At 54.8% G+C, this 14240-nt stretch carries 14 protein-coding genes; 12 read left to right on the forward strand and 2 right to left on the reverse strand.

The window, feature by feature from the left end:
- Nucleotides 1-40: 40 nt before the first annotated feature.
- The 4 genes from HV477_RS08980 (at nucleotide 41) to sixA (ending at nucleotide 4654) form a co-directional block, all read left to right on the forward strand.
- A complete protein-coding gene (locus HV477_RS08980) occupies nucleotides 41-325 on the forward strand; it encodes a YfcZ/YiiS family protein (protein WP_000030904.1) in 285 nt (94 codons plus the stop codon).
- Between the two features lie 177 nt (nucleotides 326-502).
- Nucleotides 503-1813, forward strand: a complete 1311-nt coding sequence (fadI, locus tag HV477_RS08985) for an acetyl-CoA C-acyltransferase FadI (protein ID WP_079899002.1) — start codon at nucleotides 503-505, stop codon at nucleotides 1811-1813.
- Entirely contained in the window at nucleotides 1813-3960 is a 2148-nt protein-coding gene (gene fadJ, locus HV477_RS08990) for a fatty acid oxidation complex subunit alpha FadJ (RefSeq protein ID WP_114063920.1), read from the forward strand. Before fadI ends, fadJ begins: the two co-directional genes overlap by 1 nt.
- A gap of 208 nt (nucleotides 3961-4168) precedes the next feature.
- Nucleotides 4169-4654, forward strand: coding sequence for a phosphohistidine phosphatase SixA (gene sixA / locus HV477_RS08995; protein ID WP_001195800.1), 486 nt, complete (start codon nucleotides 4169-4171; stop codon nucleotides 4652-4654).
- Nucleotides 4655-4753: 99 nt separating this feature from the next.
- Here the strand turns inward: sixA and smrB are convergent, their stop codons facing one another.
- Complete coding sequence (gene smrB / locus HV477_RS09000) at nucleotides 4754-5305, reverse strand: endonuclease SmrB (protein ID WP_000730794.1); 552 nt, start codon at nucleotides 5303-5305, stop codon at nucleotides 4754-4756.
- A gap of 165 nt (nucleotides 5306-5470) precedes the next feature.
- Between smrB and prmB the strand changes: the two genes are divergently transcribed.
- From prmB to HV477_RS09030, 6 genes are read left to right on the forward strand one after another with little or no spacing between them, the layout of a single operon-like run.
- On the forward strand, nucleotides 5471-6403 hold the full coding sequence (gene prmB, locus HV477_RS09005; RefSeq protein WP_001542329.1) for a 50S ribosomal protein L3 N(5)-glutamine methyltransferase: 933 nt from the start codon (nucleotides 5471-5473) through the stop codon (nucleotides 6401-6403).
- A gap of 35 nt (nucleotides 6404-6438) precedes the next feature.
- A complete protein-coding gene (gene aroC / locus HV477_RS09010) occupies nucleotides 6439-7524 on the forward strand; it encodes a chorismate synthase (protein ID WP_000918457.1) in 1086 nt (361 codons plus the stop codon).
- 3 nt (nucleotides 7525-7527) lie between these two features.
- Nucleotides 7528-8352 (forward strand): penicillin-insensitive murein endopeptidase, encoded by an 825-nt coding sequence (gene mepA / locus HV477_RS09015; protein ID WP_079825307.1) that lies wholly within the window; start codon nucleotides 7528-7530, stop codon nucleotides 8350-8352.
- Nucleotides 8352-9161: a sulfite exporter TauE/SafE family protein gene (locus HV477_RS09020; RefSeq protein ID WP_000368599.1), complete on the forward strand. Its 810-nt coding sequence runs from the start codon at nucleotides 8352-8354 to the stop codon at nucleotides 9159-9161. Before mepA ends, HV477_RS09020 begins: the two co-directional genes overlap by 1 nt.
- A complete protein-coding gene (locus HV477_RS09025) occupies nucleotides 9161-9709 on the forward strand; it encodes an elongation factor P hydroxylase (protein WP_001066345.1) in 549 nt (182 codons plus the stop codon). Before HV477_RS09020 ends, HV477_RS09025 begins: the two co-directional genes overlap by 1 nt.
- A gap of 32 nt (nucleotides 9710-9741) precedes the next feature.
- On the forward strand, nucleotides 9742-10017 hold the full coding sequence (locus HV477_RS09030; protein WP_000559749.1) for a YfcL family protein: 276 nt from the start codon (nucleotides 9742-9744) through the stop codon (nucleotides 10015-10017).
- A 47-nt stretch (nucleotides 10018-10064) separates the two neighbouring features.
- On the opposite strand, the gene mnmC is transcribed toward HV477_RS09030, so the two are convergent.
- Nucleotides 10065-12065: a bifunctional tRNA (5-methylaminomethyl-2-thiouridine)(34)-methyltransferase MnmD/FAD-dependent 5-carboxymethylaminomethyl-2-thiouridine(34) oxidoreductase MnmC gene (mnmC, locus tag HV477_RS09035; protein ID WP_175064952.1), complete on the reverse strand. Its 2001-nt coding sequence runs from the start codon at nucleotides 12063-12065 to the stop codon at nucleotides 10065-10067.
- Nucleotides 12066-12224: 159 nt separating this feature from the next.
- Here mnmC and fabB point away from each other — a divergent pair, with 159 nt between their 5' ends.
- Entirely contained in the window at nucleotides 12225-13439 is a 1215-nt protein-coding gene (gene fabB / locus HV477_RS09040) for a beta-ketoacyl-ACP synthase I (RefSeq protein ID WP_000817161.1), read from the forward strand.
- A 97-nt stretch (nucleotides 13440-13536) separates the two neighbouring features.
- Complete coding sequence (locus HV477_RS09045) at nucleotides 13537-14193, forward strand: CPBP family intramembrane glutamic endopeptidase (protein WP_079899005.1); 657 nt, start codon at nucleotides 13537-13539, stop codon at nucleotides 14191-14193.
- The last annotated feature ends 47 nt before the right edge of the window (nucleotides 14194-14240 follow it).

The raw sequence follows: 14240 nt of genomic DNA on the forward strand, positions 1-14240 counted from the left end.
TTATCTGGCACCCTGGGTGCAAATACAGAGGAAATCTACAATGAGTAAATGCAGTGCTGATGAAACCCCGGTTTGCTGCTGTATGGACGTTGGAACCATCATGGACAACTCCGATTGCACCGCGTCATACAGCCGCGTATTCGCTACCCGCGCAGAGGCTGAAGAGACGCTGGCGGCGTTAACCGAAAAAGCGCGTAGCGTGGAGTCTGAACCTTGCCAAATTACGCCAACCTTTACCGAGGAATCCGAAGGCGTTCGTCTGGATATTGATTTTGTTTTCGCCTGCGAAGCAGAAACGCTGATCTTCCAGCTCGGCCTGCGTTAATCCGTTCATTCACGACGCCTCCGTCATCATCTGGCGGAGGCGTTTTCTTTTTTTGTCGCTTCCCTTCACTGTGCCTTAGCTCCCACTTTCTTTTCTCTCTGCTTGGCTAAATGTAAAAAATTGGTTAAGACTGTGATCAGGTCAGACCACTAATTTATTTTTTTACAGGGGAGTACTATGCGTCAGGCTTTACCGTTGGTCACCCGCCAGGGCGATCGCATTGCTATTGTCAGTGGGTTACGAACCCCCTTCGCTCGTCAGGCCACTGCATTTCATGGTATTCCCGCTGTTGATCTCGGCAAGATGGTGGTAGGCGAGCTGCTGGCGCGCAGTGAAATTCCAGCCGATGCCATTGAGCAACTGGTTTTTGGTCAGGTAGTACAAATGCCGGAAGCCCCCAATATTGCGCGCGAAATTGTGCTGGGTACGGGAATGAATGTTCATACCGATGCCTATAGCGTAAGCCGCGCCTGCGCCACCAGTTTTCAGGCGGTAGCGAATGTGGCGGAAAGCCTGATGGCCGGCACGATACGCGCGGGTATCGCTGGCGGCGCAGATTCGTCGTCGGTACTGCCAATAAGCGTGAGTAAAGCCCTGGCGCGGGTACTGGTTGATGTCAATAAAGCCCGGACGACCCGCCAACGGCTGACGCTTTTTTCTCGTCTGCGCTTACGCGACCTGCTGCCCGTTCCTCCCGCCGTTGCTGAGTATTCCACCGGTCTGCGCATGGGCGATACCGCCGAACAGATGGCGAAAACGTATGGTATTACGCGTGAACAGCAGGACGCGCTGGCGCATCGTTCACATCAGCGCGCCGCGCAGGCATGGGCGGAGGGCAAACTGGCGGAAGAAGTGATGACGACCTATGTGCCGCCGTATAAAAACCCCTTTGCAGAAGACAACAACATTCGCGGCACCTCCACGCTGGCGGACTACGCCAAACTGCGTCCCGCTTTTGACCGAAAACATGGCTCTGTGACCGCCGCCAATAGTACACCGCTGACCGACGGCGCTGCCGCCGTTATTCTGATGACCGAATCCCGCGCTAAAGAGCTGGGGCTGCACCCGCTTGGTTATCTGCGCAGCTACGCCTTTACCGCTATTGATGTCTGGCAGGACATGCTATTGGGGCCGGCCTGGTCAACGCCGCTGGCGCTGGAGCGGGCCGGGTTGACGATGGCCGATCTGACGCTTTTTGACATGCATGAAGCGTTTGCCGCCCAGACTCTGGCGAACTTACAACTGCTGGGCAGCGAACGATTTGCCCGTGAGGTGCTTGGTCGTGCGCAGGCGACAGGGGAGGTGGATGACGCTAAATTCAACGTGCTCGGCGGCTCAATCGCCTACGGGCATCCTTTTGCCGCAACGGGCGCGCGGATGATAACCCAAACGTTGCATGAATTACGGCGTCGGGGCGGAGGTTTTGGCCTGGTCACGGCCTGCGCGGCTGGCGGTCTTGGCGCGGCGATGGTTCTGGAGGCGGAATAATGACTACCACATCAGCTTTTATGCTTAACGTGCGTCTGGATAATGTCGCGGTTGTCGCTATTGATGTCCCTGGAGAAAAGGTGAACACCCTGAAAGCGGAGTTTGCCACGCAGGTACGCGCCATCCTGAAGCAGATCCGGGAAAACAAAGCGTTGCAGGGCGTTGTTTTTATCTCAGCCAAAGCAGATAACTTTATTGCTGGCGCTGATATCAACATGATAGGTCACTGCCAAAACGCGCAGGAAGCGGAAACGCTGGCGCGTCAGGGACAGCAACTGATGGCGGAGATCCAGGCGTTGCCTGTTCCGGTTATCGCCGCCATTCACGGCGCCTGTCTGGGGGGCGGCCTTGAAATGGCGCTGGCCTGCCATCGGCGCATCTGTACCGACGACGTTAAAACCGTTCTCGGACTGCCGGAGGTACAGTTAGGGCTTTTACCGGGATCGGGCGGAACGCAGCGACTTCCGCGGCTGGTGGGGGTCAGTACCGCGCTGGATATGATCCTGACAGGTAAACAGCTTCGCGCCAGACAGGCGCTTAAAGCCGGGCTGGTTGATGATGTGGTGCCGCAAACCATTTTACTGGAAGCGGCTGTCGAGCTGGCTAAAAAAGAACGCCTGGCGCAACGGACATTGCCGGTCCGGGAACGTATCCTGGCGGGGCCGCTGGGACGCGCGCTGTTATTTCGCCTGGTGCGTAAAAAGACGGCGCAAAAAACGCAGGGTAATTATCCGGCGACGGAGCGGATCATTGATGTGATTGAAACCGGACTGGCGCAGGGCAGCAGTAGCGGCTATGACGCGGAAGCGCGCGCTTTCGGCGAGCTGGCGATGACGCCTCAATCGCAGGCGCTGCGCGCTATTTTCTTTGCCAGTACCGAGGTGAAAAAAGATCCCGGTAGCGATGCGCCGCCCGGCCCGCTGAACAGCGTGGGCATCTTAGGCGGCGGGTTAATGGGCGGCGGTATCGCCTGGGTTACGGCCTGTAAAGGCGGCTTGCCAGTACGAATTAAGGATATAAATACTCAGGGAATCAATCATGCTCTGAAGTACAGCTGGGATCTGCTTGAAACAAAAGTACGCCGCCGCCATATCAAAGCCAACGAACGCGATAAACAGTTGGCATTGATATCAGGTTCGACCGATTACCGTGGTTTCAGTCATCGTGATGTGGTCATTGAAGCGGTGTTTGAAGATCTGCCGTTAAAACAACAGATGGTGGCGGAAGTGGAGCAAAATTGCGCTGCTCACACCATTTTTGCCTCCAATACTTCTTCCCTGCCGATTGGCGATATTGCGGCGAATGCGGCCAGACCGGAACAGGTGATTGGATTGCACTTTTTTAGCCCGGTCGAAAAAATGCCGCTGGTTGAGGTCATTCCTCACGCGTCTACTTCCGCGCAGACCATCGCCACGACCGTTAAGCTGGCGAAGAAACAGGGTAAAACCCCGATAGTCGTCAGTGATAAAGCCGGGTTTTATGTTAACCGAATTCTTGCGCCATATATCAATGAGGCGATTCGGATGCTGACTGAAGGCGAACGCGTCGAACATATTGACGCCGCCCTGGTAAAATTTGGTTTTCCGGTGGGGCCAATCCAACTTTTGGATGAGGTAGGAATCGACACGGGCACTAAAATTATTCCTGTGCTTGAGGCGGCGTATGGAGAACGTTTTAGCGCGCCTGCAAATGTTGTCGCTTCAATTTTGAATGACGATCGCAAAGGTAGAAAAAATGGTCGCGGTTTCTATCTTTATGGCGAAAAAGGGCGTAAAAGCAAAAAACAGGTTGACCCTGCTATTTATAAGCTTATTGGCGTGCAAGGGCAGAGTCGACTGTCTGCGCAGCAGGTGGCAGAGCGCTGTGTCATGTTAATGCTTAACGAAGCGGCGCGCTGTTTCGACGAAAAAGTGATTCGCAGCGCGCGCGATGGCGATATCGGCGCCGTGTTTGGTATCGGTTTTCCGCCGTTTCTCGGTGGCCCGTTCCGCTATATGGATGCTCTCGGGCCGGGTGAAATGGTGGCGACATTACAGCGCCTGGCCGCACTTTACGGTCCTCGTTACGCGCCTTGCGAACAATTAGTGCGCATGGCGGAGCGCAGGGAGCATTTCTGGACGAATAGGGAAACTGACCAGGGAAATTGAGGTCAAAGAGAATATGAATCCGCACTGAATGCCTCCTTAGTGGCGAAATAATAATCAAGGATTGACTATACTTACGCCATTGAGGTAAAAAACAGCGTTTCATTCAGTGAATGGATAAGGCACAATGCCGGCCACCGCATTTTTGCCGCAGCCAATAGGGGCATGTGGTAAGCGTGTTGGTGAAACTGGTTAACAAAAGCGGTGCAATATGCAAGTTTTTATCATGCGTCACGGCGACGCAGCCCTCGATGCCGCCAGTGATTCGGTTCGTCCCTTGACCCCTTGTGGGTGTGACGAGTCTCGCCTGATGGCGAACTGGCTGAAAGGTCAAAAAGTGGATATCGAACGTGTTCTGGTGAGTCCGTTTCTTCGGGCCGAACAGACGTTAGATGTGGTCGGCGATTGTATGAATCTGCCGGCTCAGGTGGATGTCCTGCCGGAGCTAACGCCCTGTGGCGATGTCGGTCTGGTCAGCGCCTACCTCCAGGCGCTGGCCAATGAAGAGATCGGATCGGTGCTGGTGATTTCTCACTTACCTCTGGTCGGATACCTGGTATCTGAGCTTTGTCCGGGCGAAACGCCGCCGATGTTCACGACGTCCGCAATTGCCAACGTTACGCTTGATGAAAGCGGCAAGGGGACATTCAACTGGCAAATGAGTCCCTGCAATCTGAAAATGGCGAAAGCGATTTAATCTTTGCTGCTTGATGGCGCTTCGCTTATCAGGCCTATGACAGCGTTGGCTGTTCGTAGGCTGGATAAGGCGCTTGCGCCGCCATCCGGCAATTCTGCATCAGGGTAATTCGGGCGGTTGCCACTCTTCCACTTCGATCAACACCAGCAGCGCGGCGTCGCCGCCGTACTCTTTCGGCGCCTGATGAAAGGCCATCACATGCGGATGCTGCGCCAGCCATAACGGCGTTTGCTGTTTCAGAATATGTTTACCGTGTCCATGCATGACGCAGGCGCAAAAAATATGTTCCCGACGGCAGGCGGCAATCAGCGCTCCCAGTTCCTGCTTGGCCTGAAGCTGCGTTAAGCCGTGTAAATCCAGAAACAGTTCCGGCGAATAGTCGCCGCGGCGCATTTTTTTTAGCTCGAAATGGCTGACATCTTCACGGACATACTTTACCGGCCCTTCCGTATTGAGCAGCGGCTGGAACTCATCGGAAAAATAGTGGCTGGCGTCCGCCTGTTCCTGAATTAACCTTCGGGTAGGGACTTCCGTGATTTTCTTGCGCAGTGGCCGATGGACGATAGTATCCTGTTTAATCTTTCGGGTGCCGACCATCAGCTGACGGAACAGCGCCTGGTCCTCCTCGCTGAGCGATGTTTTCTTTTTCATTCGTGGGTCTCGTCTGATCTTTTGCCTTAGTTTACCCGACCCGGAGGATATCCGAACGGTCAAAACGGATTTTTCGTATTCTCCCGCCGCGTCAATGCTGATTTATCCCTGTCTTCGTGGCAAACTAGCCGCCGAATTTAATGCGAGCATGCCCTGGAGGAATACGTGGATAAAATTTTCGTCGATGAAGCAGTAAGTGAACTGCATACCATTCAGGACATGTTGCGCTGGGCGGTAAGCCGCTTTAGCGCGGCGAATATCTGGTATGGACACGGTACCGATAACCCGTGGGATGAAGCGGTACAACTGGTGTTGCCGTCTCTTTATCTGCCGCTGGATATTCCGGAGGATATGCGGACCGCGCGGCTGACGTCCAGCGAAAAACACCGCATTGTCGAGCGAGTGATTCGTCGCATTAACGAGCGTATCCCGGTCGCCTACCTGACCAATAAAGCCTGGTTCTGCGGCCACGAATTTTATGTCGATGAGCGCGTGCTGGTGCCGCGTTCGCCCATTGGCGAGCTGATTAATAACCACTTCGCCGGCCTTATTAGCCAACAGCCGAAATATATTCTGGATATGTGTACCGGCAGCGGCTGCATCGCCATCGCCTGTGCTTATGCTTTCCCGGACGCAGAGGTTGATGCGGTCGATATTTCGCCGGATGCGCTGGCTGTCGCCGAGCATAACATTGAAGAACACGGTCTTATCCATCACGTGACGCCAATCCGTTCCGATCTGTTCCGCGATCTGCCGAAAGTTCAGTACGATCTGATAGTCACTAACCCGCCTTATGTCGATGCGGAGGATATGTCCGATCTGCCGAACGAATATCGCCACGAACCTGAGCTGGGGCTGGCGTCCGGCACTGACGGCCTCAAATTGACTCGTCGTATCCTGGGAAATGCGCCGGATTATCTGTCCGATGATGGCGTTCTGATTTGTGAAGTCGGAAACAGCATGGTACATCTGATGGAGCAGTATCCGGATGTGCCGTTCACCTGGCTGGAGTTTGACAACGGCGGCGATGGCGTCTTTATGTTGACCAAAGCGCAGTTGCTCGCGGCCCGTGAACATTTCAATATTTATAAAGATTAAAACACGCAAACGACAACAACGATAACGGAGCCGTGATGGCAGGAAACACAATTGGACAACTCTTTCGCGTAACCACTTTCGGCGAATCACACGGGCTGGCGCTTGGGTGTATCGTCGATGGCGTGCCGCCCGGCATCCCGTTGACGGAGGCCGATCTGCAGCACGATCTCGACAGACGCCGCCCTGGCACCTCGCGCTATACTACTCAGCGCCGCGAACCGGACCAGGTAAAAATTCTCTCCGGCGTGTTTGATGGCGTGACGACCGGCACCAGCATTGGCCTACTGATTGAAAACACCGATCAGCGCTCGCAGGACTACAGCGCGATTAAAGATGTTTTTCGTCCGGGACACGCGGATTACACCTATGAGCAGAAATACGGCCTGCGCGATTACCGTGGCGGTGGACGTTCTTCCGCGCGTGAAACCGCGATGCGCGTAGCGGCAGGGGCGATCGCCAAGAAATACCTGGCGGAAAAGTTCGGCATCGAAATCCGCGGTTGCCTGACCCAGATGGGCGACATTCCGCTGGAGATTAAAGACTGGCGTCAGGTTGAGCTTAATCCGTTCTTTTGCCCCGATGCGGACAAACTTGACGCGCTGGACGAACTGATGCGCGCGCTGAAAAAAGAGGGTGACTCCATCGGCGCGAAAGTGACGGTGATGGCGAGCGGCGTGCCGGCAGGGCTTGGCGAACCGGTATTTGACCGACTGGATGCGGACATCGCCCATGCGCTGATGAGCATCAATGCGGTGAAAGGCGTGGAGATCGGCGAAGGATTTAACGTGGTGGCGCTGCGCGGCAGCCAGAATCGAGATGAAATCACGGCGCAGGGTTTTCAGAGCAACCACGCTGGCGGCATCCTCGGTGGCATCAGTAGCGGGCAACACATTGTGGCGCATATGGCGCTGAAACCTACCTCCAGCATTACCGTGCCGGGACGTACGATCAACCGGATGGGCGAAGAAGTCGAGATGATCACCAAAGGGCGCCACGATCCGTGTGTGGGGATTCGCGCAGTGCCGATCGCAGAAGCCATGCTGGCGATCGTGCTGATGGATCACCTGCTGCGCCATCGGGCACAGAATGCGGATGTAAAGACAGAGATTCCACGCTGGTAAGAAATGAAAAAAACCGCGATTGCGCTGCTGGCATGGTTTGTCAGTAGCGCCAGCCTGGCGGCGACGCCGTGGCAGAAAATAACCCATCCTGTCCCCGGCGCCGCCCAGTCTATCGGTAGCTTTGCCAACGGATGTATCATCGGCGCCGACACGTTGCCGGTACAGTCCGATAATTATCAGGTGATGCGCACCGATCAGCGCCGTTATTTCGGCCACCCGGATCTGGTCATGTTTATCCAGCGGTTGAGTCATCAGGCGCAGCAACGGGGGCTCGGAACCGTCCTGATAGGCGACATGGGGATGCCTGCCGGAGGCCGCTTTAATGGCGGACACGCCAGTCATCAGACCGGGCTTGATGTGGATATTTTCTTGCAGTTGCCGAAAACGCGCTGGAGCCAGGCGCAGCTATTGCGCCCGCAGGCGTTAGATCTGGTGTCCCGCGACGGTAAACACGTCGTGCCGTCGCGCTGGTCGTCGGATATCGCCAGTCTGATCAAACTGGCGGCACAAGACAATGACGTCACCCGTATTTTCGTCAATCCGGCTATTAAACAACAGCTTTGCCTCGATGCCGGAAACGATCGTGACTGGCTACGTAAAGTACGCCCCTGGTTCCAGCATCGCGCGCATATGCACGTGCGTTTACGCTGCCCTGCCGACAGCCTGGAGTGCGAAGATCAACCTTTACCCCCGCCGGGCGATGGATGCGACGCTGAACTGCAAAGCTGGTTCGAACCGCCAAAACCTGGCACCACAAAGCCTGAGAAGAAGACACCGCCGCCGTTGCCGCCTTCCTGCCAGGCGCTACTGGATGAGCATGTACTCTGATGGACAATTTTTATGATCTGTTTATGGTCTCCCCGCTGCTGCTGGTGGTGCTGTTTTTTGTCGCCGTACTGGCAGGATTTATCGATTCTATCGCCGGGGGCGGAGGGCTGCTCACTATCCCTGCGCTGATGGCCGCCGGGATGTCGCCGGCAAACGCGCTGGCGACCAATAAATTACAGGCGTGCGGCGGCTCCCTCTCGTCTTCGCTCTATTTTATTCGCCGTAAAGTGGTAAACCTGGCCGAGCAAAAGCTCAATATTCTGATGACGTTCATTGGCTCGATGAGCGGCGCGCTGCTGGTGCAGCACGTGCAGGCGGATATTTTGCGCCAGATCTTGCCTATCCTGGTGATTTTCATCGGCCTCTATTTTTTATTGATGCCGAAGCTGGGCGAGGAAGATCGCCAGCGCCGCCTGTATGGATTACCGTTCGCGCTGATAGCCGGGGGATGCGTCGGGTTTTACGACGGCTTTTTCGGGCCTGCCGCCGGGTCGTTTTACGCTCTGGCGTTTGTCACCTTATGTGGCTATAACCTGGCGAAATCCACGGCACATGCCAAAGTGCTTAACGCTACTTCCAACGTTGGCGGCCTGCTGTTATTTATCATCGGCGGCAAAGTGATCTGGGCGACGGGCTTCGTGATGCTGGTTGGTCAGTTTTTAGGGGCGCGAATGGGGTCGCGTCTGGTGTTGAGCAAAGGCCAAAAGCTTATCAGACCGATGATCGTTATTGTCTCGGCGGTAATGAGCGCCAGGTTACTTTATGATAGCCACGGACAGGAGATCCTCCACTGGTTGGGGATGAATTAATGAACAATACGCACCATTACGAACAGTTAATTGAGATTTTTAACGGCTGCTTTGCCGAAGAATTTAATACCCGTCTGATTAAAGGCGACGACGAACCGATCTATCTTCCTGCTGACGCGCAGGTACCGTACCACCGCATCGTCTTTGCGCATGGGTTTTACGCCAGCGCGCTGCATGAGATTTCTCACTGGTGTATCGCCGGTAAGGCGCGCCGCGAACTGGTTGACTTTGGTTACTGGTACTGCCCGGATGGACGCGACGCGCAGACCCAAAGTCAATTTGAAGACGTCGAGGTGAAGCCACAGGCTTTCGACTGGTTGTTTTGCGTGGCGGCGGGGTATCCCTTTAACGTCAGTTGCGACAATCTGGAAGGCGATATTGAGCCGGATCGCGTGGCGTTTCAGCGCCGGGTTCATGCGCAGGTAATGGCGTATCTGGAGCAGGGCATTCCTGAACGTCCGGCCCGCTTCATCAAAGCGCTACAGAATTACTATCACACGCCCGAACTTAAGGCGGAACAGTTCCCGTGGCCGGAAGCGCTTAATTAAAGCCAGCGCCACGTTTACAATGAGGAAAGAAGATGATCGCGGAGTTTGAATCACGCATTCTGGCATTAATTGACGATATGGTAGAGCACGCCAGCGACGATGAGCTTTTTGCCAGTGGATACCTGCGTGGCCACCTGACGTTAGCCATTGCCGAGCTGGAGAGCGGTGATGACCACTCCGTTGAGGCGGTCTATGCCAACGTTAGCCAAAGTCTGGAAAAAGCGATCGGCGCCGGCGAACTGTCGCCGCGCGATCAGGCGTTAGTCAAAGCGATGTGGGACAATTTGTTCGACAAGGCAAAACAATAACGCCGTGGGCCGGAAGGCGACGCTTGCCGCCTTCCGTTATTGACCCATTACTTCACCGCTTTTCCCTTCAATAACTTTCTCACCCATAACCGATTCGGATTTAACGCCGCCAGCGTACTGGCATCCAGTGGAATCGGCTCGTTACTCATCTGCGCCGCCAGAATTTCTGCGCATAATGGCGCTGAGCACAAACCGCGCGATCCCAGCGCGCCGAGCATAAATAAACCCGGATACACAGGCGCAGGCGCCGCCGACGTTTTATTATCGGCTAAATCGGCGTAATGCGTCAGCGTGGCATGGTAATCCGGGACATTGCCCACCATCGGCAGATGGTCGCGGGTGGCGCAACGCACGCCGCAACGGGCGCTGTTGCCGCTAACGTCAACCTCTGTGGCCCATTTCGCATCCGGAAAACAGTCAAGCAGACGCTGTCGGTTCTGACGCTGATCTTCTTCGCGCCAGACGGTGCTTTCGTCGCCCCGGTGATAGCTGGCACCAATACAGTGCTGCTGATTATGCGGATTTTGCGGCGTCAGATAGCCGTCGTAGCATAACACCTGACGCAACGCCGAGAGGGCGGGGGTGGTGGGAATATGACTGACCTGCCCCCCGACGGCATACACCGGTAGCGGCCGGGTCTGATCAAAACGGTTAATCTGATGGCCGTTCGCCAGAACGACGGTCTCATGGCTGGCGGTTTCACCTGACGTAAAGCGCAGTTGCCAGCGCGACTCCTGCGCAACGAGCGACGTGAGCGTATGGCAAAAGCGCGTTTGTAAACCCTGTTCGGTCGCCAGTGCGATGACTGCGCGAGTTAATTGTTCCGGGCACAGCCAGCCGCCTGCCGGATAGGTAATTCCTCCGTAGCGTGTCGTCACGCCAACCGCCTGTTCCGCCTCTTCGGCATTGAGCGCCGAGGCCAGTCCGGCGGGCAGCGCCAGGGACAGCATCTGGGCGATTTTCTGCTGGCTTTTCTCATCCCATCCGAGCTGCGTCACGCCGCACCAGTCATGATCAAAAGAGACGGGCAGGGCATCATACAGGCGACGGGCAAAGGTGAATGCGGTCGGGAAAAAGCGATTAATGGCGGCGTCATGTTTGCTAAGGAGCGGATAAAGCGCGCCCTGTCGATTACCGGAGGCGCCCTGGGCGGGCTGGTCGTCCGCGCAATAGAGCGTCACCTGCCAGCCGCGACGCAGTAACGCCAGTGATAACAGCGCGCTGGCGATGCCGCCGCCAATGATTGCCGTTTCACGTTTTTCGCTTCCGCTGCGGTAAAACCAGGGCGCGGAAAGGGTCGGCATGAGGTGTTGTTCCATCACTCCGCAAAGCATCTCGCGTTTACGTCCGAAGCCTTTGCGTTTTTGCATGGTAAAACCGGCTTCCTGTAATCCCCGACGAACGAAGCCCGCCGAGGTAAACGTCGCCAGCGTTGCGCCGGGCCGCGCCAGCCGCGCCATCGCGTTAAACAGGTTTGGCGTCCACATATCCGGATTTTTCGCCGGGGCAAAACCGTCGAGGAACCAGGCGTCGACTGTTTGATTCAGCGTGGCGTCCAGTTGGTCGGTCAGTTCATTAATATCGCCAAACCACAAATCCAGCGTCACCCGGCCCCGATCCAGCAATAGGCGGTGGCACCCCGGGAGCGGCAGCGGCCATTGCGCCTGCAGCTGCTCTGCCCAGGGCGCGAGCTCCGGCCAGTGTTGGTGCGCCAGCGCCAGATCGTCGCGCGTTAACGGGAATTTCTCAAAACTGATGAAATGTAACCTTTGCAGCGTCGCTTGTGGGTGCGCAGAACGAAAGCTGTCAAACGCCTGCCACAGCGTCAGGAAGTTGAGTCCGGTGCCAAAACCGCTTTCCGCGACTATAAATAATGGATGTGAATGTACGGGAAATCGCTCCGCAAGACGATTGCCGCCAAGAAAAACGTAGCGTGTCTCTTCGAGTCCATTGTCATTAGAAAAATAGACATCATCAAAATCTCGGGAAACAGGTGTACCCTCAGCGTTAAATTCGAGTGTGGCGGGTTGTATGGCGTATTGTTTCACGTAAGTTACTCGTCTGACGGGCGGTATCGCGATCTTAACGATGTGTGCCTGATGGCGCAAATTTCCGTACTAAATGGCTGATCGGACTTGTTCGGCGTACAAGTGTACGCTATTGTGCCAATCGAAACTTAAAAATAGTGCGAATTACAGAGGTATTGAATGAAACGTGCAGTGATTACTGGCCTGGGCATCGTTTCCAGCATCGGTAATAACCAGCAGGAAGTCCTGGCATCTCTGCGTGAAGGACGTTCAGGGATCACTTTCTCTCAGGAGCTGAAGGACGCCGGCATGCGTAGCCAGGTATGGGGCAACGTAAAACTGGATACCACTGGCCTCATTGACCGCAAAGTCGTGCGCTTTATGAGCGACGCCTCCATCTATGCTTATCTGTCTATGGAGCAGGCAGTGGCCGACGCCGGTCTGGCGCCGGAAGTCTATCAGAATAACCCGCGTGTCGGCCTGATTGCAGGTTCCGGCGGCGGCTCCCCGAAATTCCAGGTCTTTGGCGCAGACGCCATGCGTAGTCCGCGTGGTCTGAAAGCCGTGGGCCCGTATGTGGTGACGAAAGCAATGGCATCCGGCGTTTCCGCCTGCCTCGCTACGCCGTTTAAAATTTATGGTGTGAACTACTCCATTAGCTCCGCTTGCGCGACCTCCGCACACTGTATCGGCAATGCGGTTGAACAGATCCAACTGGGCAAACAGGACATCGTTTTTGCTGGCGGCGGCGAAGAGCTGTGCTGGGAAATGGCCTGTGAGTTCGATGCGATGGGCGCACTGTCCACCAAATATAACGATACGCCTGAAAAAGCGTCCCGTACCTATGATGCGCACCGTGATGGGTTTGTCATCGCGGGCGGTGGCGGTATGGTTGTTGTCGAAGAGCTGGAGCACGCTCTGGCGCGCGGCGCGCATATCTATGCGGAAATCGTCGGCTATGGCGCAACATCCGATGGCGCAGACATGGTTGCTCCGTCTGGTGAAGGCGCAGTACGTTGCATGCAGATGGCGATGCACGGCGTAGACACGCCGATCGACTACCTGAACTCTCACGGTACCTCTACTCCGGTAGGCGACGTGAAAGAACTTGGTGCAATCCGTGAAGTGTTTGGCGATAACAGCCCGGCTATCTCCGCGACCAAAGCGATGACCGGCCACTCGCTGGGTGCGGCTGGCGTGCAGGAAGCCATCTACTCTCTGCTGATGCTGGAGCACGGTTTTATCGCGCCGAGCATCAACATCGAAGAGCTGGATGAGCAGGCTGCGGGTCTGAACATCGTGACCGAAACGACCGAGCGTGAACTGACTACCGTAATGTCTAACAGCTTCGGTTTTGGCGGCACCAACGCCACGCTGGTGATGCGTAAGTTGTAAGCCTGACTATTACGTTGTAGTATCAACAATGAAACAGGTCGCTAATGCGACCTGTTTTTTCATTCAGGGAACAACAAATTATATGGATATTATATAAATGCCAACTAATACATTAGATAAAATTAGGCATAGTTTGAGTTGTGTGGCTGTTTTATTTGGTTTGTTCGGCATTTTTGTTTTTGCCTCATTTTCGCCTTCCTATGCCTGGCTTTATTTGGGAGGTCTGGCTGCGCCTTTTATATATAGTATTGTTTTTGTCTATGCGATTGCCGCCTGGAGTATTTATTCAAAGTATTACCCGTTTTTATCATTGGGTCGCTTATCATTCGTGGAGTGTTTTGTTCCGGCGCTGGCCCTGGTGTGCCTTACCGTTCTCTACAATGTTTTTAGTGGCCCGGAACCCTGGATGGCCGAGTTATCAAGGCAATTTTTTCTTCATAAATTTCTTAACACGCTGGCGATGTGCTTTCTGGCTCCTGTGGCGGAGGAAATTATATTCAGAGGGTTTTTATTAAACAGCAGTATCGGTTGGGGTCGGTACTCAAGAGTTTCCGGTATTATTATTACTTCACTCGCTTTTGCATTTATGCATACACAATATCTCTTTGCGGTGACTTTTGTTTATCTATTTGTTTTTTCATCGATATTATGCGTTGTTCGAATGAGAAGTCGTGGGCTAATGATACCGATAATACTTCATATTTTAAATAATGCCTGGGTTGTTTTCGGCTTACTGTTTTCAGCGACGGAATAAGAGCCTGATGAAATAGGCGCTTTAACCTCTCCGGTACGAACAAGAGA

The sequence above is a fragment of the Salmonella sp. SG203 genome, assembly GCF_013350575.1.
Classification (GTDB): domain Bacteria; phylum Pseudomonadota; class Gammaproteobacteria; order Enterobacterales; family Enterobacteriaceae; genus Salmonella; species Salmonella enterica.